General features: G+C 69.6%; 24 protein-coding genes and 1 pseudogene. 20 read left to right on the plus strand and 5 right to left on the minus strand.

What is annotated here, in order from left to right; translation table 11 throughout:
- Positions 1 to 135: 135 nt before the first annotated feature.
- Together ABZ863_RS15480 and ABZ863_RS15485 are read left to right on the plus strand one after the other, a co-directional pair.
- The gene (locus ABZ863_RS15480) at positions 136 to 993 is read left to right on the plus strand and encodes a fumarylacetoacetate hydrolase family protein (RefSeq protein WP_358535625.1); all 858 of its coding nucleotides are present in this window, start codon (positions 136 to 138) and stop codon (positions 991 to 993) included.
- 4 nt (positions 994 to 997) lie between these two features.
- A pseudogene (locus ABZ863_RS15485) lies at positions 998 to 1,749 on the plus strand (SDR family oxidoreductase).
- Positions 1,750 to 1,772: 23 nt separating this feature from the next.
- Here the strand turns inward: ABZ863_RS15485 and ABZ863_RS15490 are convergent.
- Entirely contained in the window at positions 1,773 to 2,453 is a 681-nt protein-coding gene (locus ABZ863_RS15490) for an FCD domain-containing protein (RefSeq protein WP_358535627.1), read from the minus strand.
- 202 nt (positions 2,454 to 2,655) lie between these two features.
- Here ABZ863_RS15490 and ABZ863_RS15495 point away from each other — a divergent pair, with 202 nt between their 5' ends.
- From ABZ863_RS15495 to ABZ863_RS15510, 4 genes are all read left to right on the plus strand, one after another.
- Positions 2,656 to 2,937, plus strand: a complete 282-nt coding sequence (locus ABZ863_RS15495; RefSeq protein WP_358535629.1) for a metal-sensitive transcriptional regulator — start codon at positions 2,656 to 2,658, stop codon at positions 2,935 to 2,937.
- A gap of 35 nt (positions 2,938 to 2,972) precedes the next feature.
- Entirely contained in the window at positions 2,973 to 3,179 is a 207-nt protein-coding gene (locus tag ABZ863_RS15500) for a heavy-metal-associated domain-containing protein (protein ID WP_358535631.1), read from the plus strand.
- Positions 3,180 to 3,215: 36 nt separating this feature from the next.
- On the plus strand, positions 3,216 to 4,115 hold the full coding sequence (locus tag ABZ863_RS15505) for a hypothetical protein (protein ID WP_358535633.1): 900 nt from the start codon (positions 3,216 to 3,218) through the stop codon (positions 4,113 to 4,115).
- A gap of 65 nt (positions 4,116 to 4,180) precedes the next feature.
- Complete coding sequence (locus tag ABZ863_RS15510; protein ID WP_358535718.1) at positions 4,181 to 6,364, plus strand: heavy metal translocating P-type ATPase; 2,184 nt, start codon at positions 4,181 to 4,183, stop codon at positions 6,362 to 6,364.
- A 365-nt stretch (positions 6,365 to 6,729) separates the two neighbouring features.
- Here the strand turns inward: ABZ863_RS15510 and ABZ863_RS15515 are convergent, their stop codons facing one another.
- Positions 6,730 to 7,584, minus strand: a complete 855-nt coding sequence (locus ABZ863_RS15515) for a helix-turn-helix transcriptional regulator (RefSeq protein ID WP_358535635.1) — start codon at positions 7,582 to 7,584, stop codon at positions 6,730 to 6,732.
- Positions 7,585 to 7,686: 102 nt separating this feature from the next.
- Between ABZ863_RS15515 and ABZ863_RS15520 the strand changes: the two genes are divergently transcribed.
- Together ABZ863_RS15520 and ABZ863_RS15525 are read left to right on the plus strand one after the other, a co-directional pair.
- Entirely contained in the window at positions 7,687 to 8,226 is a 540-nt protein-coding gene (locus ABZ863_RS15520; protein WP_358535637.1) for a YceI family protein, read from the plus strand.
- 20 nt (positions 8,227 to 8,246) lie between these two features.
- Entirely contained in the window at positions 8,247 to 8,810 is a 564-nt protein-coding gene (locus tag ABZ863_RS15525) for an NUDIX domain-containing protein (RefSeq protein WP_358535638.1), read from the plus strand.
- Positions 8,811 to 8,847: 37 nt separating this feature from the next.
- Here the strand turns inward: ABZ863_RS15525 and ABZ863_RS15530 are convergent, their stop codons facing one another.
- A complete protein-coding gene (locus tag ABZ863_RS15530) occupies positions 8,848 to 9,351 on the minus strand; it encodes a VOC family protein (protein WP_358535640.1) in 504 nt (167 codons plus the stop codon).
- Between the two features lie 446 nt (positions 9,352 to 9,797).
- Between ABZ863_RS15530 and ABZ863_RS15535 the strand changes: the two genes are divergently transcribed.
- Positions 9,798 to 10,712, plus strand: coding sequence for a universal stress protein (locus ABZ863_RS15535; protein ID WP_358535642.1), 915 nt, complete (start codon positions 9,798 to 9,800; stop codon positions 10,710 to 10,712).
- A gap of 10 nt (positions 10,713 to 10,722) precedes the next feature.
- Here ABZ863_RS15535 and ABZ863_RS15540 read toward each other — a convergent pair whose 3' ends face one another.
- Both ABZ863_RS15540 and ABZ863_RS15545 read right to left on the minus strand, forming a co-directional pair.
- Positions 10,723 to 11,964: an Nramp family divalent metal transporter gene (locus ABZ863_RS15540; RefSeq protein ID WP_358535644.1), complete on the minus strand. Its 1,242-nt coding sequence runs from the start codon at positions 11,962 to 11,964 to the stop codon at positions 10,723 to 10,725.
- A gap of 122 nt (positions 11,965 to 12,086) precedes the next feature.
- The gene (locus ABZ863_RS15545) at positions 12,087 to 13,802 is read right to left on the minus strand and encodes a PHP domain-containing protein (RefSeq protein ID WP_358535646.1); all 1,716 of its coding nucleotides are present in this window, start codon (positions 13,800 to 13,802) and stop codon (positions 12,087 to 12,089) included.
- Between the two features lie 304 nt (positions 13,803 to 14,106).
- Here ABZ863_RS15545 and ABZ863_RS15550 point away from each other — a divergent pair, with 304 nt between their 5' ends.
- Genes ABZ863_RS15550 through ABZ863_RS15600 form a run of 11 tightly spaced genes read left to right on the plus strand, consistent with a single transcriptional unit; the run spans position 14,107 to position 22,178 of the window.
- A complete protein-coding gene (locus ABZ863_RS15550; RefSeq protein WP_358535648.1) occupies positions 14,107 to 14,742 on the plus strand; it encodes an SIS domain-containing protein in 636 nt (211 codons plus the stop codon).
- Complete coding sequence (locus ABZ863_RS15555) at positions 14,739 to 14,963, plus strand: HypC/HybG/HupF family hydrogenase formation chaperone (protein ID WP_358535650.1); 225 nt, start codon at positions 14,739 to 14,741, stop codon at positions 14,961 to 14,963. The genes ABZ863_RS15550 and ABZ863_RS15555 overlap by 4 nt, the downstream gene beginning before the upstream one ends.
- Positions 14,956 to 15,636, plus strand: a complete 681-nt coding sequence (locus tag ABZ863_RS15560; RefSeq protein ID WP_358535720.1) for an SIS domain-containing protein — start codon at positions 14,956 to 14,958, stop codon at positions 15,634 to 15,636. Before ABZ863_RS15555 ends, ABZ863_RS15560 begins: the two co-directional genes overlap by 8 nt.
- A 14-nt stretch (positions 15,637 to 15,650) precedes the next feature.
- The gene (hypC, locus tag ABZ863_RS15565; RefSeq protein WP_358535652.1) at positions 15,651 to 15,920 is read left to right on the plus strand and encodes a HypC/HybG/HupF family hydrogenase formation chaperone; all 270 of its coding nucleotides are present in this window, start codon (positions 15,651 to 15,653) and stop codon (positions 15,918 to 15,920) included.
- A gap of 12 nt (positions 15,921 to 15,932) precedes the next feature.
- The gene (gene hypD / locus ABZ863_RS15570) at positions 15,933 to 17,060 is read left to right on the plus strand and encodes a hydrogenase formation protein HypD (RefSeq protein WP_358535654.1); all 1,128 of its coding nucleotides are present in this window, start codon (positions 15,933 to 15,935) and stop codon (positions 17,058 to 17,060) included.
- Between the two features lie 20 nt (positions 17,061 to 17,080).
- A complete protein-coding gene (gene hypE, locus ABZ863_RS15575; RefSeq protein ID WP_358535722.1) occupies positions 17,081 to 18,163 on the plus strand; it encodes a hydrogenase expression/formation protein HypE in 1,083 nt (360 codons plus the stop codon).
- Positions 18,164 to 18,166: 3 nt separating this feature from the next.
- Positions 18,167 to 18,496: a hydrogenase maturation nickel metallochaperone HypA gene (locus ABZ863_RS15580; protein WP_358535656.1), complete on the plus strand. Its 330-nt coding sequence runs from the start codon at positions 18,167 to 18,169 to the stop codon at positions 18,494 to 18,496.
- Position 18,497: 1 nt separating this feature from the next.
- Positions 18,498 to 19,205: a hydrogenase nickel incorporation protein HypB gene (gene hypB, locus ABZ863_RS15585; protein ID WP_358535658.1), complete on the plus strand. Its 708-nt coding sequence runs from the start codon at positions 18,498 to 18,500 to the stop codon at positions 19,203 to 19,205.
- The gene (locus ABZ863_RS15590) at positions 19,202 to 20,569 is read left to right on the plus strand and encodes a hypothetical protein (protein WP_358535660.1); all 1,368 of its coding nucleotides are present in this window, start codon (positions 19,202 to 19,204) and stop codon (positions 20,567 to 20,569) included. Before hypB ends, ABZ863_RS15590 begins: the two co-directional genes overlap by 4 nt.
- A complete protein-coding gene (locus ABZ863_RS15595; RefSeq protein ID WP_358535662.1) occupies positions 20,566 to 21,084 on the plus strand; it encodes a hydrogenase maturation protease in 519 nt (172 codons plus the stop codon). Before ABZ863_RS15590 ends, ABZ863_RS15595 begins: the two co-directional genes overlap by 4 nt.
- Positions 21,081 to 22,178: a hydrogenase expression protein HypE gene (locus tag ABZ863_RS15600; RefSeq protein ID WP_358535664.1), complete on the plus strand. Its 1,098-nt coding sequence runs from the start codon at positions 21,081 to 21,083 to the stop codon at positions 22,176 to 22,178. Before ABZ863_RS15595 ends, ABZ863_RS15600 begins: the two co-directional genes overlap by 4 nt.
- Positions 22,179 to 22,184: the final 6 nt, after the last annotated feature.

Raw genomic sequence — 22,184 nt, forward strand, 5'->3', positions numbered from 1 at the left:
CCGCGTGACCGGATATGGTCTACATCACGTTGAAACGATAGACATCGGATGTATTCACCGTCAAGGCTCGATCTCTTCGCGTGTTGCCCCTAGGATTCCCTGGACACACCGACCATTGGCGTGAGGAGTGGACCTGTGAAACTGGCCAGGCTCGGCCCCGCAGGTAGCGAGCGGCCCGTCGTACTCGACGACGGCAAGACATTCGACCTGACCGGACTGACGGCCGATGTGGACGGGGCATTCCTCGCCGCGGGCGGGCCCGCTGCCGTGCGTGCGGCGCTCGCCGCGGGCGAACTGCCCGAGGTGGCCGACGCCGCGGACCTCCGGGTCGGCGCGCCGATCGCCAGGCCGAGCGCGGTGGTGTGCGTCGGCATGAACTACGCCGAGCACGCGGCCGAATCCGGGTCGGCGCCGCCGGAGACGCCGATCCTGTTCCTCAAGACCCCCAACACAGTTGTCGGCCCGTATGACCCTGTCGCCATCCCGCCGGGCAGCGAGCGCACCGACTGGGAGGTCGAGCTCGGCATTGTCATCGGCACCCGCGCGGGCTACCTCGATTCGACGGCCGACAGCATCAACCACATCGCGGGTTTCGTGCTCGGCAACGACGTGTCCGAACGGCAATACCAGCTGGAGGACTCGGGCGGGCAGTGGAGCAAGGGCAAATGCGCTCCCGGCTTCAACCCGCTGGGACCGTGGCTGGTGACCCCGGACGAGGTCGACCATCGCAACCTGCGGCTGCGCAGCTGGGTCAACGGCGAGCCGCGGCAGGACTCCACCACCGCCGACATGGTGTTCGACGTCGAGTTCCTGGTGTGGCACATCAGCCAGTACCTGACGCTCGAACCGGGTGACCTGATCATGACGGGCACCCCGCAGGGCGTCGCGTTGTCGGGCAAGTTCCCGTATCTCGGCGCCGTGGACGTGGTCGAGTTGGAGATCGAGGGGCTGGGGCGGCAGCGTCAGGAGTTCGTCGCAGCCGGGCCGAGGTAGCCGGATGGGCGAGTTCGACGGGCTGGTCGCCGCGGTCACCGGGGGAGCGTCCGGCATCGGCGCGGCCGTGGTGGCGGCGTTGCGGGAACGCGGCGCGCGGGTGGCGGCACTCGACGTGCAGCCGGTACCCGACGCCGACGGGGTGCTCGGTGTGCATGCCGACGTCACCGACGACGCGTCGGTGCGCGCGGCACTCGATGCCGTGGTGGCACGCTTCGGCAGGCTCGACATCCTCGTCAACAACGCCGGGATCGGCGCACAGGGCACTGTCGCCGACAACGACGACGCCGAATGGTTGCGGGTACTCGACGTCAACCTGCTCGGCATGGTCCGTACCAGCCGGGCCGCCTTGCCGTACCTGCGCCGCTCGCCTGCCGCTGCCGTGGTGAACATCGGATCTATCGCGGCGACGGCGAGGCTGCCGCAGCGCGCGGTGTACAGCGCATCGAAGGGCGCGGTGCTGGCCCTGTCCCGCGCGATGGCGGCCGACCACCTGCACGAGGGCATCCGGGTCAACTGCGTCAACCCGGGCACGGCGGACACGCCGTGGATCGGCAGGCTGCTCGACAGCGCCGACGACCCCGAGGCGGAACGGGCCGCGCTGGCGCAAGGCAGCCGCACGGCAGGCTGGTGTCACCGCAGGAGGTCGCGCACGCGGTCGTGTACCTCGTGAGCCCGCTGGCCACCTCCACCAGCGGTGTCGGACTGGTCGTCGACGGCGGGATGCAGGACCTGCGGCTACGCCCCCGGTCCTGAGCTTCCGCGCGTGGTGTCTGTGGTCAGGACTCGACGAGGGTCTGGCGGAGCCACTGCTCGACACCTGCGATGTGCACGGTGGCCCAGGCGCGGGCGACGTTGGGCTGCCGGGCGGCGAGGGCCTGCTGGATGGCGCGGTGTTCGGCGAGGGTGCGCTCCACGACGCCCTCCTGTGTGATGCCGCGCCACGTGCGGGCCCGCTGCGTGCGGCCGGACACGCTCTCCACCAGTGACGACACCACCTGGTTGCCGGAGCCGGCCGCGATCCGGCGGTGGAACTCCAGGTCGTTGGCCACCAGTTGCTCGACGGTGGGCTTGTCGCTGAGCGCGTCGAGTAGCGTCGCGAGCCCCTCGATGTCCACTGTGGGCATCTTCGTGGCCGCCATCGCGGTCGCTGCTGGCTCGATGATCCGCCGTGCTTCCAGGAACTGCAGGACGGTGTCGTCGCGGTGGAAGTCGACGACGAAGCTCATCGCGTCCATGAGCAGCCCCGGATCGAGGCTCGTCACGTAGGTCCCGTCGCCCTGCCGGACGTCGAGCACGTGGATCAGCGACAGGGCGCGCACGGCCTCGCGCAGCGAGTTGCGGGACAGTCCGAGGCGCTCGGCCAGGTCCGGTTCGCGGGGGAGCCGGTCGCCGGGGCGCAGCTCGCCGTCCACGATCATCTGCTTGATCGCCTCGATGGCGGCGTCGGTGACGGACATGGGAAGTCCTCCTCGGGTGTCGTCAGCAGAATACATCGGATCTTTCTGCTCGCCAGGCGAGACGTCGGTAGGCGAGGGGTGCCCGTTGACTGCCCTACCCCCCTAGGGTATAAATGACACCTGTCGGGCGGCGCCGACCCTCTGCTCGATACCGGTAGGGGGTAAACTTCGGGGCGACCGGCAGCTACGAAGGAGAAGAGCCATGCGGGGATACACCGGAGACAAGGACGCCTACCTGAAGCGGCTGCGCCGCATCGAGGGGCAGATCCGCGGTTTGCAGCGAATGGTCGAGAACGACGAGTACTGCATCGACGTCCTCACGCAGATCGCGGCGGCGACCAAGGCCTTGCAGGCGGTGTCCCTCGGGCTCATGGACGAGCACCTCAGGCACTGCGTGGCCGAGGCCATCGCCGAAGGCGGGGACACCGCCGAGGCCAAGGTGCGCGAGGCCAGCGACGCCATCGCGCGGCTCGTCCGCTCCTGAGACGACAACACACGACCGCCAGGAGGAATACGACGATGACCGAGACCACCTACACCGTCACCGGCATGACCTGTGAGCACTGCGCCCGCTCGGTGACAGAGGAGGTCGGTGCCATTGCCGGAGTGACCAACGTCGCCGTGGACCTGCCAACCGGTGCGGTGACCGTCACCAGCGCCACCGAGCTCGGCGCCGACGACGTACGAGCCGCGGTCGAGGAGGCCGGTTACCAGTTGACCGCGTAGTCACTACGTTTCGCCAACCAAACGGACAGGACTGACATGAACACAGCAGCGAAGCTGTCCGCTTACGGTGTAGCGCTCGCCCTTGTCGCCGGAGGCGCCTGGGCGGCCGGCACCGCTGTCGGTCCCCTCACCAGCACGGCTGCCGGTCCCAGCACCGGCACCGCTGGTGCGCCCGGTGAAGAGGAAGCCGGGCACGGGGACACCCACAGCGGCACCGTCGCGGAGGCCGAGCAGATCGACCAGCCCGAGGGGCTGGCGTCGTCCAGGGGCGGTTACACCCTCGCGCCCACCCACACGACGCTCACTCCAGGGACCACCAACGACTTCTCCTTCCAGATCACCGGACCCGATGGCGCGGCCGTGACGCACTTCGAGGTCGAGCACGAAAAGCGCATGCATCTCATCGTGGTGCGGCGCGACAGCGCCGGCTTCCAGCACGTGCATCCCGAGATGGCGGCCGACGGCACCTGGACCGTGCCGCTGACGCTCGCGGAGCCCGGCAGCTACCGGGTGTTCGCGGATTTCGTTCCCAGCGGCGGCGACGCGATGACACTGGGCACCGATGTGGCCGTGCCAGGTGAGTTCCAGCCGGCCGCATACGAACCCTCCCGGGTGGCCAGGGTCGACGGCTACGAGGTTCGCCTCGACGGCGAGCTGGTGGCCGGGCGGACGTCGCAACTGGACCTCACGATCACCAAGGACGGCCGCGAGGTCACCGACCTGCAGCCCTACCTCGGTGCCGCTGGGCACCTGGTGGCGCTGCGCTCCGGGGACCTCGCCTACCTGCACGTGCACCCGGGTGAGGCCGGCACGAGCGGCCCGACGATCACGTTCTACGCCGAGGTGCCCTCGGCAGCCACCTACCGGCTTTTCCTGGACTTCCAGCACGAGGGCACAGTGCGCACGGCCGAGTTCACGGTGGAGGGACAGCAGTGACGACGTCTGATGTTCGCGCGGAACGGCCCCTCGCCCAGCACGAGATCGAGCTCGCGATCGGCGGCATGACCTGCGCGTCGTGCGCAATGCGGATCGAACGCAAGCTCAACAAGCTCGATGGCGTCACGGCGACGGTCAACTACGCCACCGAGAAGGCCAAGGTCAGCTATGCCGACGGTGTGCTGCCGGAGCAGCTCGTCGAGCAGGTCGAAGCGGCGGGCTACGCGGCAACGCTGCCGCCGGAGCCCACTGCGGCCGAGCCCGCGCCAGCTGAGCCGGCGGATCCGGCGCGGTCGCTGCGGGATCGGTTGCTCGTGTCGGCGCTGCTGGCGATCCCGGTGGTCGCCATGGCGATGATCCCAGCACTGCAGTTCACCTACTGGCAGTGGATCTCGCTGACGCTGGCCGCGCCGGTCGTGGTGTGGGGGGCGTGGCCGTTCCACAAGGCGGCGTGGGCGAACCTGCGCCACGGTGCCGCGACGATGGACACGCTCATCTCGATGGGCACGCTGGCGGCGCTGCTGTGGTCGCTGTACGCGCTGCTCTTCGGCACGGCGGGCACGCCGGGGATGACGCATCCGTTCGAGCTGACCATCGAGCGGATGAGCGGCGATGGCAACATCTACCTGGAGGTCGCGGCTGGCGTCACGACCTTCATCCTGGCCGGGCGCTACTTCGAGGCGCGGTCGAAGCGCAGGGCCGGTGCGGCCCTGCGAGCCCTGCTGGAACTCGGCGCGAAGGACGTCGGCGTGCTGCGGGACGGGCGCGAGCAGCGCATCCCGGTCGAGCAGCTCGCCGTGGGCGACCTCTTCGTGGTGCGGCCGGGGGAGAAGATCGCCACCGACGGTGTGATCGAGGAGGGCAGCTCCGCCGTTGACGCGAGCCTGCTCACCGGCGAGTCCGTGCCGGTCGAAGTCGCGGCCGGTGACGCGGTTGTCGGCGCCACCGTGAACGCGGGTGGCCGGCTCGTGGTCCGTGCGACCCGGGTCGGTGCGGACACCCAGCTGGCGCAGATGGCCAAGCTGGTCGAGGAGGCCCAGACCGGCAAGGCCGCGGTGCAGCGGCTGGCGGACCGGATCTCCGCGGTGTTCGTGCCGATCGTCATTGCACTCGCGGTGGGGACGCTGACGTTCTGGCTCGGCGCCGGTGGCACGGCGTCGGCGGCGTTCACGGCCGCGGTCGCTGTGCTGATCATCGCCTGCCCCTGCGCGCTGGGGCTCGCGACGCCAACGGCACTGCTCGTCGGTACCGGCAGGGGCGCCCAGCTGGGCATCCTGATCAAGGGGCCGGAGGTGCTGGAGTCGACGCGGCGGATCGACACCGTCGTGCTGGACAAGACCGGCACCGTCACCACCGGTGCGATGGCACTGGTCGACGTGTACGTGGCTGACGGGGTCACGATCGACGATGCGTTGCGGCTGGCGGGTGCGCTGGAGAACGCCTCGGAACACCCGATCGCCAGGGCCATCGCCCGCGGTGCGGAGGAGAAGGTCGGCACGCTGCCCGCGGTGGAGGGGTTCACCAACATCGAGGGGCTCGGCGTGCAGGGGGTGGTCGACGGGCACGCCGTGCTGGCAGGGAGGACGGCGCTGCTGGAGGAGTGGAGCCAGCGGCTACCCGCTTCGCTCAGCGAGGCCAAGGCGGTGGCGGAGAAGCAGGGACGTACCGCTGTGGCGGTCGGCTGGGACGGTGCGGCCCGCGCGGTGCTCGTGGTCGCCGACACCGTCAAGCCGACCTCCGCGGAGGCGATCGTGCGGCTGCGTGGGCTCGGCCTCACGCCGGTGTTGCTGACCGGTGACAACGCGGCCGTGGCCAGGGCGGTCGCCGCGGAGGTCGGCATCGACGAGGTGATCGCCGAGGTGCTGCCCAGGGACAAGGTGGACGTCATCAGGCGGCTGCAGGGCGAAGGCAAGGTCGTCGCGATGGTCGGCGACGGCGTCAACGATGCGGCGGCCCTCGCGCAGGCCGACCTCGGCCTGGCGATGGGCACCGGCACCGATGTCGCCATCGAGGCCAGTGATCTGACCCTCGTGCGCGGTGACCTTCGTGCCGCCGCTGACGCGATCCGGTTGTCCCGGCGGACCCTGCGAACCATCAAGGGCAACCTCTTCTGGGCGTTCGCCTACAACGTGGCGGCGTTGCCCCTTGCCGCCGCGGGGCTGCTCAACCCGATGCTGGCGGGTGCCGCGATGGCGTTCAGTTCCGTCTTCGTGGTGACCAACAGCCTGCGGCTGCGCCGTTTCCGCTGAGGCTGCGGGGCTCGCGAGTCCCCCGCTCGGGCGGGCGAGTTGCCCGCTGGGGCGGGCGAGTTGCCCGCTGGGGCGGGCGAGTTGCCCGCTGGGGCGGGCGAGTTGCCCGCTGGGGCGGGCGAGTCCCCCGCTGGGGCTCGCGAGTTGCCCGCTGGGGTTGGCGAGTTGCCCGCTCGGGCCGGCGAGTCTCCCGGTGCGGTTGGCGAGTTGCACCTTGCCCCGGCCGCGTGCCCGCCCCATGGAGCCCGCGCACCTGGGCGGGCAACTCGCGTGCACGGGTGGGGGACTCGCGCACCTGGGCGGGCAACTCGCGTGCACGGGTGGGGGACTCGCGCGCGGGAGCGGGGGACTCGCGGGTGTTGGGGTCAGCCGGTTACGGCGCGTAACGTTCCGCGGCGCTGGCCGTTGAGCTGGTCGAGTGCGGCGGCGGTGGCGGCGTCAGCCGGCAGGTACACGAGCAGCCGCTGCTCATTGCAGGGCAGGGTGAGCGTCTCGTGGGTCAGCCGCAGCGTCCCCACGTCGGGATGTCCCAGCCGCAGGATGTCACCGCTACCCGGCGCCACGACAGGAGACCGCAGCCGCTCGGTGAACGGCGCGCCCGCGGTGACGGTGAGTTCGTCGAAGAACCCCTTGACGAGCGGGTCGGCGCCCAGTGACTCCAGCCGGACGGCGGCGAGTTGCTCGTCGGCGACCTGGTCCCAATCCGGGAACGCGACCCGCGCACGCGGATCGGTGAACACGAACCGCACCAGGTTCGGCGGCTCGCCGGTGAGCAGGCCGAGTGGTTCGACCAGCCGTGCGTAGCCGTCCGTCCACGCCAGCGCGTCGCTCAGCCGGTTCAGCAACACTGCCGCCGTGGGTTCGAGTCGATCGAGCAGGGCCGCCACGGTCGGCTGCACCGTGCGTGCCGGCGGCTCCTGAGTGGGGCACATCAGGCCACCGCCTGCCGCCGCCTTGGCCGCGAGCCGCAGCAGTCCCCTGTCATGGGCCGACAGCCGCAGCGCATCGGCGAGCGCCCCGAGCACCTGCGGTGACGGGTGCCGGTCGCGTCCCTGCTCCAACCGGGTGAGGTACTCGACGCTGACACCGGCGAGCGTGGCCAGCTCCGCGCGGCGCAGGCCGGGAGTGCGGCGGCGGGGCCCCGCGCGCAGGCCGACCTCAGCCGGAGTGACCGCTTCCCGGCGACTACGCATGAAGGCGCCCAGCTCGTTGTCGCTCACCGAACTGACAGTACCCGGCGAGGGCCGCCGCGATGGTGTCCCTGACAGGGCCAGCATCCACACGGTCTCCCCACTCGCCGTCGGGGCGGCCACCGTGGAGGCATGACGACAGAACCAACAACGACCGCCCTGCCGCTCTCGCCGGGGACATGGGAGCTCGACAAGTTCCACTCGGCAGTCGGTTTCACCATTCGCCATCTCGGCATCTCGAAGGTGCGGGGCCGTTTCGCCGAGTTCGATGCTCAGCTGACCGTCGGCGAATCCCTTGACGACTGCGAAGTGAGCGCCACCGTCGCGCTCGCCTCGATCGACACCGGCAACGCCGATCGCGACGCTCATGTCCGCGCCGAGGACCTGCTGGACGTGGCACGCCGCCCAACGATGACGTTCCGGTCGAGCGGGATACGCGGCGACGGTGCCGACTGGACGCTCGACGGTGAGCTGACCATTGGCGACGTCACTCGCCCGGTCAGCTTCGCGGTCGACTTCGGCGGTGTCGAGGACTTCCACGGCGGGCGCCACGCCGGCTTCGATGCCGTTGGCGAGATCCGGCGTAGCGAGTTTGAGCTCGGTTTCTCGCGCGGCGTACTCGGCGATGTCGTGAAGATCCAGCTCGACATTCAGTTCATCGAGCCGGCCTAGCCGGTCGATACCCTTTCGGCATGCCTGCCAGTTCTTCGTCCGTTGCCGGTCTGTTGTCCCGCTACCACCCGCGCGGTCACACCGAGGCCGCCGATGTGGCCAGGCTGCGGGAACTGGTCGCGGCGACGGACGATCCGTGGCAGCGCTTGATCCCCTTGCACGTCACGGCGTCCGCGTTCGTCGTGCATCCGGACAGCCGACGCGTGCTGCTGCGCTGGCATGCGCGGCAGCACGCGTGGTTGCAGATCGGCGGCCACGGCGACCCCGGTGAGACCGACCCGCTCGCCGTCGCGCTGCGCGAGGGGCGCGAGGAGACCGGGCTGACCGACCTGGTCCCGTGGCCAGACGGTGGACTCGTGCACGTCGCGGTGGTGCCGGTTCCCGCCAAGGGCGCCGAGCCGGCGCATGAGCACGCGGACCTGCGGTTCGTGCTCGCGACGGCTCATCCGGACAGTGCCCGGCCGGAACGGGCTGATGCACCGGTGCGCTGGCTCCCGCTGGCCGACGCGGACGAGGACACCACCGAGCCGAACGTCCGGGAGAGCCTGGCCCGCGTGCGTGCCCTGTTCGCGGCGAGCGGATAGGACGGTTGGCGACTACCCATAGCCGCGTAGTGCGCAGTCACGCGCTGCCTGGTGCCGTGGCCGTGTGCACGCCGCTCCACTGGCGCAGTTCCGCGGCGAGGTCGAGCCGGTCGACGGGCGCTGCCGTGTCGTAGTCGCCCCAGCTCTCGCGCGGCAGCATCCACATGACCTCGAACTCGTTGCCATCGGGGTCGGCACCGTAGACGCTCTTTGTCGCCCCATGACTGGACTCGCCGGTGTAGGCGCCGAGGCGGAGCAGCACGTCGCGGGCGGCATCGAGCTCGTCGATCGTGTCGACCTGCCACGCGAGGTGGTACAGCCCGACGCTGCCGGGAAGCTTCGGCTCCGCGGTGCCGCCGAGGCCGAACAGGCCCAAGTCGTGGTGGTTGCCCGAACGCGCGAGCCGGAGGAAGACGGCATCGGCCTTCGGCTCGCGGGTGACGACCTCCATGTCGAACGCGCCGGTCCAGAATCGCACGGAGCGTTCCAGGTCGGAGACGAACAGCACGGCATGGTTCAGCCGGACAGCTGGGATCGCCATGGCACACGCTCCCTTCCCTCAATCGTTGCCGTATTCGCTGGTGACAGGATGGCCGTTGGCGGGCCGTCGAATCACGAAGCGGGCCGGAGCGGGCAACTCGTGCGCCTGGGCGGGCAACTCGCGGGCCGGAGCGGGGGACTCGCGCGCCTGGGCGGGGGACTCGCGCGCTTGGGCGGGGGACTCGCGGGCCTGGGCGGGGGTCTCGCGGGCTTGGGCGGGGGTCTCGCGGGCTTGGGCGGGGGTCTCGCGGGCTTGGGCGGGGGTCTCGCGGGCTTGGGCGGGGGACTCGCGGGCCTGGGCGGGGGACTCGCGCGCCTGGCGCGCTGGGGTTGTCGGTCGTGAGGCGAAGGTCCTTGGGGGAGAGGGATTTCGGCCCCTCGTGGATCCGGTGGCCGTCGGAAAGGCTGGTCTCCTTCCGCAGAAACCGTTCCGGCCGAGGAGTTGCCATGCCCAGCAGCGGGAGAATCGTCGTCGGCATCGATGGTTCGAAGACAGCACTGCATGCGGTGCGCTGGGCGACGGGCGAGGCCCGGCGGCGGGGGCGTGGGTTGCGATTGGTGCACGCGATCGACAACCCACTGGTGAACTATCCGCGCGCGATGCCGAAGCATGCGGAGATCGGGCAGCTGCTGTGGGCACGCGGTGAGCGCCTACTCGGCGAAGCCCGTGAGCTCGTGGCAGAGGTGGCGCCGGAGGTCGACGTCGAGGTCGCCGTGCTGCCGGACTCGGTCACCAGCGCGCTTGTCGCCGAATCGGAGCTGGCCGAGCTGCTCGTGCTGGGTACCTGGGGACTGACACCGGTCGGCCGGGTCCTCGTCGGTTCGGCGACGATCGCGCTGGTCGCCCACGCCGCGTGCCCGGTGGCGGTCGTGCGCGGGCACACCAGCTCGTCCGGGCCACCGCTGGGCGGAACCGTGGTCGTCGGCGTCGACAGCCCGGCCACCGACGACGACGTCCTCGCGGCGGCATTCGACGAGGCCTCCGCGCGGGGCACGACACTCACCGTCGTGCACGTGTGGCACGACGCGCTCCTGGCGGACGTGCTGGCGGAAGGCGGCTGGCAACTCGATCGGCAGGACGTCGAGGAACGCGAACGCGACCGCCTCACCGAGCGCCTCGCGGGATGGCAGCAGAAGTACCCCGATGTGCGGGTGGAGCGGCTGGTGCTGCGTGGCCGTGCCGGTGACCGGCTGGCGCGGCTCGGCGATCACGCCCAGCTGCTGGTGGTGGGCAGCCGCGGTCGCGGCGGTATCGCGGGCATGCTGCTCGGCTCGACGAGCCAGGCCGTCATCATGCACGCGAACTGCCCGGTGCTCGTCGTCCGTCCGCGCCGGCGCGCCGGGACACCGGCCGGCTTGTGAGCGACACCCTCTATGCGGGGACGAAGGTGAGGTAGAGCAGGGCCATGTTCAGCACGATGATCACCGCCGCGACCAGCCACGCCACCGCGGTGGTCAGGCGGTGGTTGGTGTTGTCGCCCATCAGCCCGCGGTCGCTGGTGAGCCGGACCAGCGGCGCCAGCGCGAACGGAATCCCGAAGGAAAGCACCACCTGCGACAGGATCAGCGCCCGGCTCGGGTCGACACCCGCGGCGAGCACGACGAGAGCCGGCACGAGCGTCACCAGGCGGCGCAGCAGCAGCGGAACCCGCTTGCGCAGCAGGCCCTGCATGATCATCGCACCGGCGTAGGCGCCGACGGAGGTGGAGGCGAGGCCGGAAGCCAGCAGGCCGACCGCGAACAGCAGCGCGACAGCGGGGCCGAGCGCGTTCTGGATGGCGTTGTGTGCGCCTTCGATCGAGTCGACCCCGTCGAGCCCCTGCAGATTGGTCGCCGCGAGCAGCAGCATCCCCAGGTTCACCGCACCGGCCAGCAGCATGGCGACCGTGACATCAACCTTGGTCGCGCGCAGCAGTCGGCGCAGTCGTGTGCCCCCGGTGTGACCGTGCCGGTCGCGCGCGAGCCCCGAGTGCAGGTAGACGGCGTGCGGCATGACGGTGGCGCCGAGCATGGCGGCCGCGAGCAGAACGCTCTCGGCTCCGCTGAACCGCGGCACCAGCCCTGCCGCGGCGTCTGCGGCCGACGGCGGCTCGACGAAGACGCCGACGAGGAATCCGAACGCGATGACCAGCAGGAAACCGGTGATCACTCGCTCGAAACCGCGTGGCCCGCGCCGGTCGTAGACGGCGAGCATCAGGAGCGAGACGGCGCCCGTGATGGCTCCGCCGACGAGCAGTGGCAGGTCGAAAAGCAGGTAGAGCGCGATCGCGCCGCCGACGACCTCGGCGAGGTCGGTGGCGATGGCGACCAGTTCGGCCTGCACCCAGTAGCCGAGGCGGGCGGGTCTGCCGAGGCGTTCTCGCAGCGCTTCGGGCAATGACAGGCCGGTGACCAGGCCGAGCTTGGCCGACAGGTACTGCACCAGGCCCGCCATCAGGTTCGCGACGACGATGACCCAGACCAGCAGGTAGCCGAACTGGGCGCCCGCGCTGACATTGGATGCGACGTTGCCGGGGTCGACGTAGGCGATCGCGGCGACGAAGGCGGGGCCGAGCAGTAACAATCCGCTCTTGGCGCGTGCCAGCGTTGCCCGGGTGCCCGTCTCGACCGCCATACCGCCACCCTCACAGAGTTAAGTCGCCCAAATTCGAAGTTTAGGCACACCGAACTTCTTTGCGCCAGGGTGGGTCGTGTCACCAACCGGGTACCGGCAGCGCTGCCGGTACCCGGACGTGATCAGTCCCGCGTCGCCAGCCAGTGCGGGCCGTTCACCGGCTTGCCGCCCTTGACCTCGACGAAGACCGGGTTGCTGTAGAACCACAGGTCGGTCCACGGGTCGACGCCGCCGATCGGGTCCTGCCGCGGCTCGATCGAGCCGGGCGCCGAGAACCGGCCGTCAGTACCACGAATACGGAGGTAGAACGACTCGTCGACATTGCGGAACCGGTGGCTGAGCTCGACGAAGCCCTTCTTCTGCCGAACCTCGAAGGACTTGACCACCCGCGTGCGGGGTGCGCTGATGGTGTTGGCGTCGCGCAACGGGCCGGTGACCGCGCCGGCGATCAGGTCAACGCGGCGCAGCCGAGGCTCGTCGCCGTTGTTGTTGGGCCGCTCGGGCAGCCCGATCCGGATCTTCACGTCCACCGAGCCGCGGCGGCGGGCGGTGACGACCTCGCCGAGCGTGCCGCGGTAGTGGCCGTTGTCCCCGCCGACCGAGACGTCGAGGCTGTCGATCAGCTGGCCGTGGTCGACCCAGATCCGCCCCGCGCGCATCGCCCGCATCACCGAGAGGTAGTCGAACTTGCGCAGGCCCAGATGGGTGCGGCTGTACTGGCCGGGCCAGAAGTCGCCGCGGCCCGCGATCGGTGTCCTGGTGAACACCGGGTCGGGCACGTTCTCGCCGACCGGGCCACCGCCGTAGCGCCAGGTGTCGTTCAGCACCTGGTGGCTGTCGGAGGTCGCGGTGATCCAGAACGGCAGGCCCTCGGCGAGCATGGTGTCCCAGACCCCGCCCAGCTTGGCGGTGAGCCAGTCGAAGCCGCCGAAGGTCCGGTAGGACTCCAGCGGGTAGCCGGTGAAGGAGTTGGAACCGGGGCTGCTGCTGTACCCGCCGCGTCCGCTCGCGGGCCCGCCCATGGCGGCCGGCATGCTGTTCGCCTGGTGGCCGGGTGCGCCCTCCATGCCGATGGCGACCGACGGGTCGGCATCACGCAGCGCCCGCAACTCCGACGGCGCGTACGCACCCACGCGCGAGGGGTGGTGCACCACGGTCAGCCCGATCGGGACCCGGCCGGAGCGGACCTGCTGCCCGAGCCAGCGGATGGCCTCTACGGCCTTCGCCTCGTTGGCGGGGGAGCTGTTTCTGGTGCCGTTGATCGAGGCGTCGTGCAACTGCTCGAACTCGCTGAGCACGGCCTCCTCGTTCTGGCCGGGGTGCACGAACATGGTGCAGTGCTCACCGGCGGGCACGTTCCACTCGAGCCCCTGGAAGACCAGCAGGTCCGGGTTCTGGTCGCGGCACAGCTTGACGTCGGCCAGCGTCTGCGAGACACCGAACTTCTGGTGGTTCACGCCACCGTGGTCGGTGATGACGATCCAGTTCAGCCCGTAGCGTGCGGCTGCGGTCGCCTGCTGGTCGATGCGGTACGGCGCGTCCGAGCCCATGCTGTACTTGGTGTGGATGTGGTGATCGCCTGCCTGCCAGAGGAATTCGCCGCCGCGCGCTCGCGACGGCGACGCCGCGGCCGGCGGGGCCTGGCCGAGCAGTTGCCCGCCGGTCGCGGCGGCGACCCCGGCGCCTACCAGACCGACGTTGCGCAGGAACGACCGGCGGCTCCGGTCGGCCGGCGACAGTTCGGCATCGGGAATCTCGGGGTCACTGGCCGGGGCGGGCCCGTGATGGTGGTGATCGTGGTGATGGTGATGGTCGTCATGATGGTGATGGTGGGACACCTGGCCTCCTGGGCTCACGGACTGAACACGCCGGATCGTCTCCGCGCCGGCTGAACATCAGGTGTCCTGCAGTCGACCTGGACCTGACCGCTGTCCATGATCGAGATGACTTTCCACTATGAATCATCGTACGTAGGGTGATCGTACATATCAGACGGCCTATTCGAGATCAGCGCGAAAAACTTTCCGGCGCTGGCTTGAAAAATTGGTCTGAGCCTCGGATGGTTCGTCCCCTGCCGTCGGCAGGCCTGCTGCTGTTCAATGGAGAACTCAGGAAAATCGAGGAGTCCAGAAAGGATCATTCATGGGGCCACCGGCAGCAGTGGCCGGCTCGGAAACCGATCCGGTAGCCGCTCTCTTCGAACGGCGAACCGCGCCGATCGAGCAGCTCGCCGAGCATGCCGACGATGTCGCTCTGGCGTGTCAGGCCATGGCTGACCGGTTTCGTCACGGCGGCAAGCTCGTGGTGTTCGGCAACGGTGGCCCGAGTACGGACGCGCAGCACGTGGCGGTCGAGTTCGTACATCCGGTCATCGTCGGCAAACGCGCCCTGCCGGCGTTGTCGCTGACGGCGGACGTCGCGACCCTCACCGGAGTGGCGAACCGTCAGGGCCTGGCCGAGGTGTTCACGCATCAGCTGCGTTTCCTCGCCGATCCGGCGGACATCGCACTGGCGCTGTCGACGGACGGCAACTGCGAGAACGTCCTGCGCGGCCTCGCCTACGCGCGGGGGCAGGGCATGCTGACCGTCGCGCTCGCCGGCGGGGACGGCGGCGCCATCGCTGCCACCGGCGCCGCCGACCACGTGCTGGTCGCCAGGTCGTCCGACCCCAGGATCGTCAAGGAGGTGCACGTCACCACCTACCACATCCTGTGGGAACTGGTGCACGTGTTCTTCGAGCAGCCCGGTGTTCTCGAAACGGGGATGGTGGTCCGATGACCACGGAGCCCTGCGCCGACGGTGCGTGTATCACCTGCTCGGACACCGCGGTACCGGTGACCGTGCTGGAGCTGCGCGACGCCGCGCTTGCCCTGGTCGACGCCGGAGCCGGGCGGCGTGAGGAGATCAGCGTCGCGCTCGTCACGGCGGACGTCGGTGACACGGTCCTGGTTCACGCCGGCGAAGCCATCGCCGTGGTGGGGCGTGACCGCGATGACTGACCGGGACGGGGCGCAACCGGCGACCTCCGTGGAGTCGCTCTATCCCTTTCTGTACTCCGGCCGCGCCGATCCGGCCGCCGTGCAGGCCGAGGTCCGTCAATCCACTGTGGACAAGGTGGCCGAGATACTGACATTGCGCCGAACAGTTCTCGACCGTGACGGCGCGCGCCTGGCCGAGTGCGCACGGACGATGGCCGCCCGGTTCGCGGCGGGCGGACGGCTGCTGTCGTTCGGCAACGGCGGCAGCTCCACCGACGCCCAGGATCTCGCCAGCCTGTTCCTGAGCCCGGGCGGTACGGCGCCGCCGCTGCCGGCTTTCGCGCTCACCAACGACATCGCCGTGATCACCGCGCTGTCCAACGATGTCGGGTTCGACCTGGTGTTCTCCAGACAGCTCGGCGCCTTCGCCAGGTCCGCCGACATCGCGGTCGGGCTCTCGACCAGCGGCAACTCGCCGAACCTGCTCCGCGCCTTCGACGAGGCCGCCCGGCGTGGCCTGCTCACCATCGGCATCGCAGGCTACGACGGCGGGAAGATGGCGGAGCTGGACAGTATCGACTACCTGTTCGTGATTCCCTCGCCGTCGGTACATCGTGTCCAGGAAGCACAGACCACTGTGTACCACGCGTTGTGGGAGCTCACCATCGCCGCTGTAGGCCAGCCGGCCGCGTGAAACGGAGACCACCAATGTGCCTGGCAATTCCCGGAGAGATCGTCGAAGTCGGCGCCGATCGACCCGATATCGCCAAGGTGGTGGTCAGCGGGGTGAAACGGTCGGTCAACATCGGCCTGCTCAGCGAACCGCCGGTGGCAGGTGACTGGGTGCTGATCCACGTCGGCTTCGCGCTGTCCAAGATCGATGAAGCGGAGGCCAAGGCCGTTCTCGATTTCCTGGAAGAAATCGGACAGTCCTATGAGGACGAGGTTGCCGCCCTTCGAGACTCACGAATCGAATAGGAGCTCCAGCGGATGCGTTTCGTCGACGAGTACCGTGACGCGGACAAGGCGCGGGCACTGTCCGCGAAGATCACGGCGCTGTGCGAGCCCGGCCGTGAGTACAAGTTCATGGAGGTGTGCGGCGGGCACACCCACACGATCTACAAACACGGCCTGGAGGACTACCTGCCCGAGCAGATCACGCTGGTGCACGGGCCGGGCTGCCCGGTGTGCGTGATCCCGATGGGCAGGGTCGACGACGCGATCCACATCGCGCGGCAGCCAGGCGTGCTGATGACCTCGTTCGGCGACATGATGCGGGTTCCCGGCAGCGGTGGGAACTTCTTCGACTCCAACGCCGAGGGCACCAACATCCGGATGGTCTACTCGCCGCTGGACGCGCTCGCGATCGCCAGGCACAACCCGGAACAGCAGGTCGTCTTCATGGCCATCGGCTTCGAGACCACCGCGCCGTCGACAGCGATGACTGTGCTACGTGCTGCCGCCGAAGGTATCGGGAACTTCTCTATCTTCTGCAACCACGTCACGATCATTCCCGCGATCAGAGCGATCCTGGACTCGCCGGACCTGCGGCTGGACGGCTTCCTGGGGCCGGGGCACGTGTCCACAGTGATCGGCTGCCGGCCCTACGAGTTCATCGCTCAGGAGTACGGCAAACCGGTGGTGGTCGCCGGGTTCGAGCCGCTGGACATCCTGCAGTCGATCTACCTCTTGATGCTTCAGCTCGTGCAGGGCCGCGCGGAAGTCGAGAACCAGTACTCGCGGGTGGTGCCGTGGCAGGGCAACCTCGCGGCGTTGCGGGCGATCGGCGAGGTGCTGGAACTACGCCCGTACTTCGAGTGGCGTGGCCTCGGTTTCATCTCGCACTCAGCACTACGGGTAGTGGACGACTACGCGGCGTTCGACGCCGAGCGGAGGTTCGCCGTGCCCGGCGTCCGCGTCGCCGATCCGAAGTCCTGCCAGTGCGGCGAGGTCCTCAAAGGCGTGCTCAAACCGTGGGAGTGCAAGGTGTTCGGCACCGCATGCACCCCGGAGACGCCGATCGGGACCTGCATGGTGTCGCCCGAGGGCGCGTGTGCCGCGTACTACAACTTCGGCCGGTTCAGCCGGCAGCGAGTGAGGGAGGCGAGCGCTGGGTGAACGATGCGACGTCCGCGGCGATGTCCACACGAGACAGTCGTGAGCAGTTGGTGCTCGACCGTATCGACCGGGTGCGCCGGGCACGGCCACGCGTGCGAGAGGAGCGCATCACGCTCGCGCACGGCTCCGGCGGCAAGGCGACCCAGACCCTGGTCGAGGCGATCTTCCTGGATGCGTTCCGCAACCCGCTGCTCGAACCGCTGGAAGACGCGGCCCAGCTGGATCTCGGAAGTACCCGGCTGGCGTTGACGACGGATTCCTTCGTGGTGTCGCCACTGTTCTTCCCCGGCGGCACGATCGGCGACCTCGCGGTCAACGGCACTGTGAACGACCTCGCCGTGTCCGGAGCGACACCGAAGTACCTGACCGCCGGGTTCATCCTCGAAGAGGGTTTCCCCGTCGCCGATCTCACCAGGGTGGTCCAGTCGATGCGCGCGGCCGCGCGAGTGGCAGGTGTCGAGGTGGTCACCGGGGACACCAAGGTGGTGCAGCGGGGCAAGGCCGACGGCTGCTACATCAACACCGCCGGAGTCGGCGTACTGAACCGGCCAGGCCAGCTGGGTGTCGCGACCGCCCGTGCCGGTGACGCGGTGCTCGTGTCCGGCCCCATCGGCGAACACGGCATCACGATCATGCTCGCCCGTGGCGAGCTGGACATCGATGCCGACCTCGTCTCGGACACCGCGCCGGTCAACGATTTGGTCGCCGGTCTGCTCGCGGCGGTCCCGGGCGTGCGGGCGCTGCGGGACGCCACCCGGGGCGGGGTGGCCACGATCCTCAACGAGATCGCCAGGGCCGCGGACGTTGCCGTCGTCGTCGACGAGGACGCCATCCCGGTGCGCGACGAGGTACGGGGAGCGGCCGAGTTGCTGGGCATCGACCCGCTCTACGTCGCATGCGAGGGCCGGATCGTCGTCGTTGTCGACGGCGCCGAGGCCGATGCGGCGCTGGCGGCGCTGCGTAGTCATCCGCTCGGCGCGCAGGCCGCAATGATCGGCCGGGTGAAGGCCGACCCACCGGGGCTGGTCCTTCTCAACACGACCTTCGGTGGCACAAGGATCGTCGACCTGCTGGTCGGCGACCCGCTGCCGAGAATCTGCTGAGCCATGCACGAACTGGCGATCACCCAGAGCATCGTCGACGCCGTCACCGAACGGTTCGACGACACGACGGTGTCCAGCGTGCGGCTGGAGATCGGCAGGCTCTCCGGCGTCGTGGCGGACGCGGTCCGGTTCTGTTTCGACCTGGTCGCCGAAGGCACGACGGTGGCGGGCGCCCGGCTGGACATCGACGAGCCGATGGGCCGGGCCCGGTGCGGCGACTGCGGGAGCGAGTTCGAACTCGACTACCCGATCCTGCTGTGCCGGTGCGGCAGCGCCAGCGTCGAGGTGCTGGCCGGCAACGAGCTGCGAATCCTTTCCGTGGAGGTGGCCTGACATGTGTGGTACCTGCGGTTGCGACGAGATCGGTAAAACCGTTGTGCTGGAACAACAGGTGCTGGCCAAGAACGACCATCTGGCCGGGCACAACCGGACCTGGCTGCGGGAACGGTCGATCCTCGCGGTGAACCTGATGAGCTCGCCGGGCTCCGGCAAGACCACGTTGCTGGAACGGGCGATCGCCGACCTGCGCGACGACCTACCGCTGGGGGTGATCGAGGGCGACCAGGCGACCCCGCTCGACGCCGATCGCATCCGCGCCACCGGTTGCCCCGCCGTTCAGCTCAACACCGGCGCAGGTTGTCACCTCGACGCGGGCATGCTCGCCGGGGCGTTGCGCGAGCTCGACCCGGCGCCGGACTCGATGGTCTTCGTGGAGAACGTCGGCAACCTGGTGTGCCCGGCGCTGTTCGACCTCGGCGAGGACCATCGGGCGGTGGTCATGTCCGTCACCGAGGGGGAGGACAAACCGCTGAAGTACCCGCACATGTTCCGCACCGCCGACGTCGTCCTGCTCAACAAGGTCGACCTGTTGCCCTACCTCGACTTCGACCCCGGCCGTTTCCGCACGCAGTTGCGGCAGGTCAATCCCGCCGCCGAGGTGCTCGCGGTGTCGGCGACCCGCGGTGACGGGCTCGCCGGGTGGTACACCTGGCTCGGCAGGCGGCGCCGTGCCTTCGCCGACACCGTGCGGGTCGCCCGATGAGCGCCACACCGGCGTTCGAGGCGGCGCGCGCGGTCGCCGACGCGGTGCTGTACGAGGGCTATCTGCTCTACCCGTACCGCCGGTCGTCGGGCAAGAACCGGGTGCGCTGGCAGTTCGGTGTGCTCGCACCGCCGCAGTGGCTGTCGCCGGACGCGCGGGCGGACACCAGCGTCGTCGGCTCGTCGGACGCGTGGCGCCAGCAGACCGAGTGCCTTCTGGAGGCGCCCGGGACGGCAACCATCCACATGCGACTCCGGTTCCTGCAGCTGCAGCACCGGTGGCTCCAGGTTCGCTCGCCGGACGGCACGTTCGAGACCGTCGACGAGCTCACGGTGGACGGGCAGCGCCACCTCACGTTCGACGAGGCCGTGGCCCGCGAGTACGACCTCACCGCCACGGTCGGGGACCTGCGAGACGCACCGCGCACCATGGACGTCGTCGCGCCCGGCGGTGAGGAAACGATGCCACTCGGCGACAGCGGCAGACTGGTCCGGACCCGCTGGCCGGTGCACGCCAGTGTGCGGCTGGAGGCCGAGGAGGCGGATGCGCCGTTTCCGTTGCTGCGGCTGCGGTTGGCGATCGCCAACGTCGCCGACGGGCCGCCTGCCGGCGCGCCACGGCCGGACGCGTTGCGGGTCAGCCTGGTGGCGACGCATTCGCTGCTCGGCGTCGACGGCGGAACGTTCCTGTCCCTATTGGACCCACCCGAGTGGGCGGCGGTGGCAGCGAAGCTCTGCCAGAACATACATACCTTCCCTGTGCTTGCCGGGGCGCAGGGCGAGCGCGATGTGCTGCTGTCCTCACCGATCCTCATGTACGACCATCCGCAGGTGAGTCCGGAAAGCCCCGGCGATCTGTTCGACGCGACCGAGATCGACGAGATCCTGTCGCTGCGCACCCGCGTGCTGACCGACGAGGAGAAACAGGAGGCGCGAGCCACGGACGCGCGTGCGGCAGCGATCATCGACCGGGTCGAGGCGCTCCCGCGTGAGGTACTGGAACGGCTGCACGGCGCGATCCGGACGCTGCGCCCCGCGGCGACATCGGCGCCGTGGTGGGAACCCGGCGCCGACGAGCTGATTCACCCCGACACCGATGCGGTGGTCGTCGACGGCGTCCGCGTCAGCAAGGGCAGCCGGGTACGGCTATGTCCGCGAACGACCGGCACCGATGTGCACGACATGTTCCTGACAGGCCGGAACGGCCGGGTCGAGGCGGTCCTCACCGATGTCGACGGCAGCCGGCACGTCGCGGTGGTCGTCGACGACGATCCGGGAGCCGACGTGCACGAGTGGTACGGCCGCTACTACCACTTCTCGCCGGATGAGCTGGTGCCGCTCGACAGCGAATGCGAGCCGCCATGACCACCGAGCGCGGCGTTCTCGTCGCCGGAGTCGGCAACGTCTTCCTCGGCGACGACGGGTTCGGCGTCGCCGTCGCCCGCCGGCTGGCACAGTGCACACTGCCGGCCGGGGTGGTGGTCGCCGACTACGGAATCCGTGGCATGCACCTGGCCTACGAACTGCTGGACGGTCGTTTCGACACGCTGATCATGGTCGATGCCGTCCCGGTGGACGAGCCGCCCGGCACCGTCGTGGTGCTCGAAGTGGACCCCCGCGGCGACGACAGCGGCGCGGACCTGCCGGCGACCCCGGACGCGCACGGGATGGATCCCGCCGCGGTGCTGCGCATGCTCCGCATGCTCGGCGGCACCGCACCGGGCGTGCTCGACCAGGTGCTCGTGGTCGGTTGCCGGCCTGCCGTCGTCGACGAGCGCATGGAGCTCTCGGAGCCGGTGCGCGCAGCCGTGGGGGAGGCTGCGCGACTCGTGCTGGATCTCGCGGCGCACCGCCGCTCGAACGGAAGGGACGGGAGATGACCGCAGCGACACAGCGACGGCCGGAGGCATCCGGTTTCGACGAGATGCACATTCTGTGGATTTCCGAGGGGATGAGCTGCGACGGCGATACGGTCGCGGTCACCGCAGCCAGTCAACCCGCGATCGAGGACGTGGTCACCGGGCTCGTGCCTGGCCTGCCGACGGTCCACCTGCACAACAAGGTCCTCTCGCCGACGCTGGGCGGTGAGGAGTTCCTTGCGCCGTACCGTGCGGCGGTGCGAGGTGAGCTGGAGCCGTTCATCCTGGTGATCGAGGGGTCCATCCCCAACGAGAACATCAACGGCGACGGGTACTGGACCTCCTTCGGCAACGATCCCGACACCGGTGAGCCGCTGACCCTGAACTGGTGGATAGACCGGCTGGCGCCGCGGGCGTGGGCGGTCGTCGCGATCGGGACCTGCGCCACCTATGGCGGGATCCACGCGATGGCAGGCAATGCGACCGGCTGTATGGGCCTTGCCGACTACCTCGGCTGGGAGTTCACCTCCGCGGGCGGCCTGCCGATCGTCAACGTGCCGGGCTGCCCGGTGCAGCCGGACAACTTCATGGAGACGCTCGTCTGGGTGCTCTACCACGCGGCCGGCCTCGCGCCGCCCCCGCCGCTGGACGACCTGTTGCGTCCACAGTGGATATTCGGCAAGACCGTCCACGAAGGATGCGACAGGGCCGGCTACTACGAGCAGGCCGACTTCGCCGAGGACTACAACTCGCCCAAATGTCAGGTGAAGGTCGGCTGCTGGGGTCCTGTGGTGAACTGCAACGTCCCCAAGCGCGGTTGGATGAACGGCCTCGGCGGCTGCCCCAATGTCGGCGGCATCTGCATCGCCTGCACCATGCCCGGCTTCCCGGACAAGTTCATGCCGTTCATGGACATGCCCCCCGGCAGCAGTCTGTCGTCGATGATCGTCAAGCCGTACGGCGCGTTCATCCGGCGGCTGCGGGGCATCACCAACCACACCGCGAACAGAGAACCCAGGTGGCGGCACAACCGCGACGAACTCACCAGCGGTTACAACCCGCGGTGGCGTGCAGAGCCCACCGCGCGCGCGACCGGAAGCCACCGAGCGTTCTGACAGAAA

It is taken from the genome of Saccharomonospora sp. NPDC046836 (assembly GCF_040645195.1).
Classification (GTDB): Bacteria; Actinomycetota; Actinomycetes; order Mycobacteriales; family Pseudonocardiaceae; genus Prauserella_A.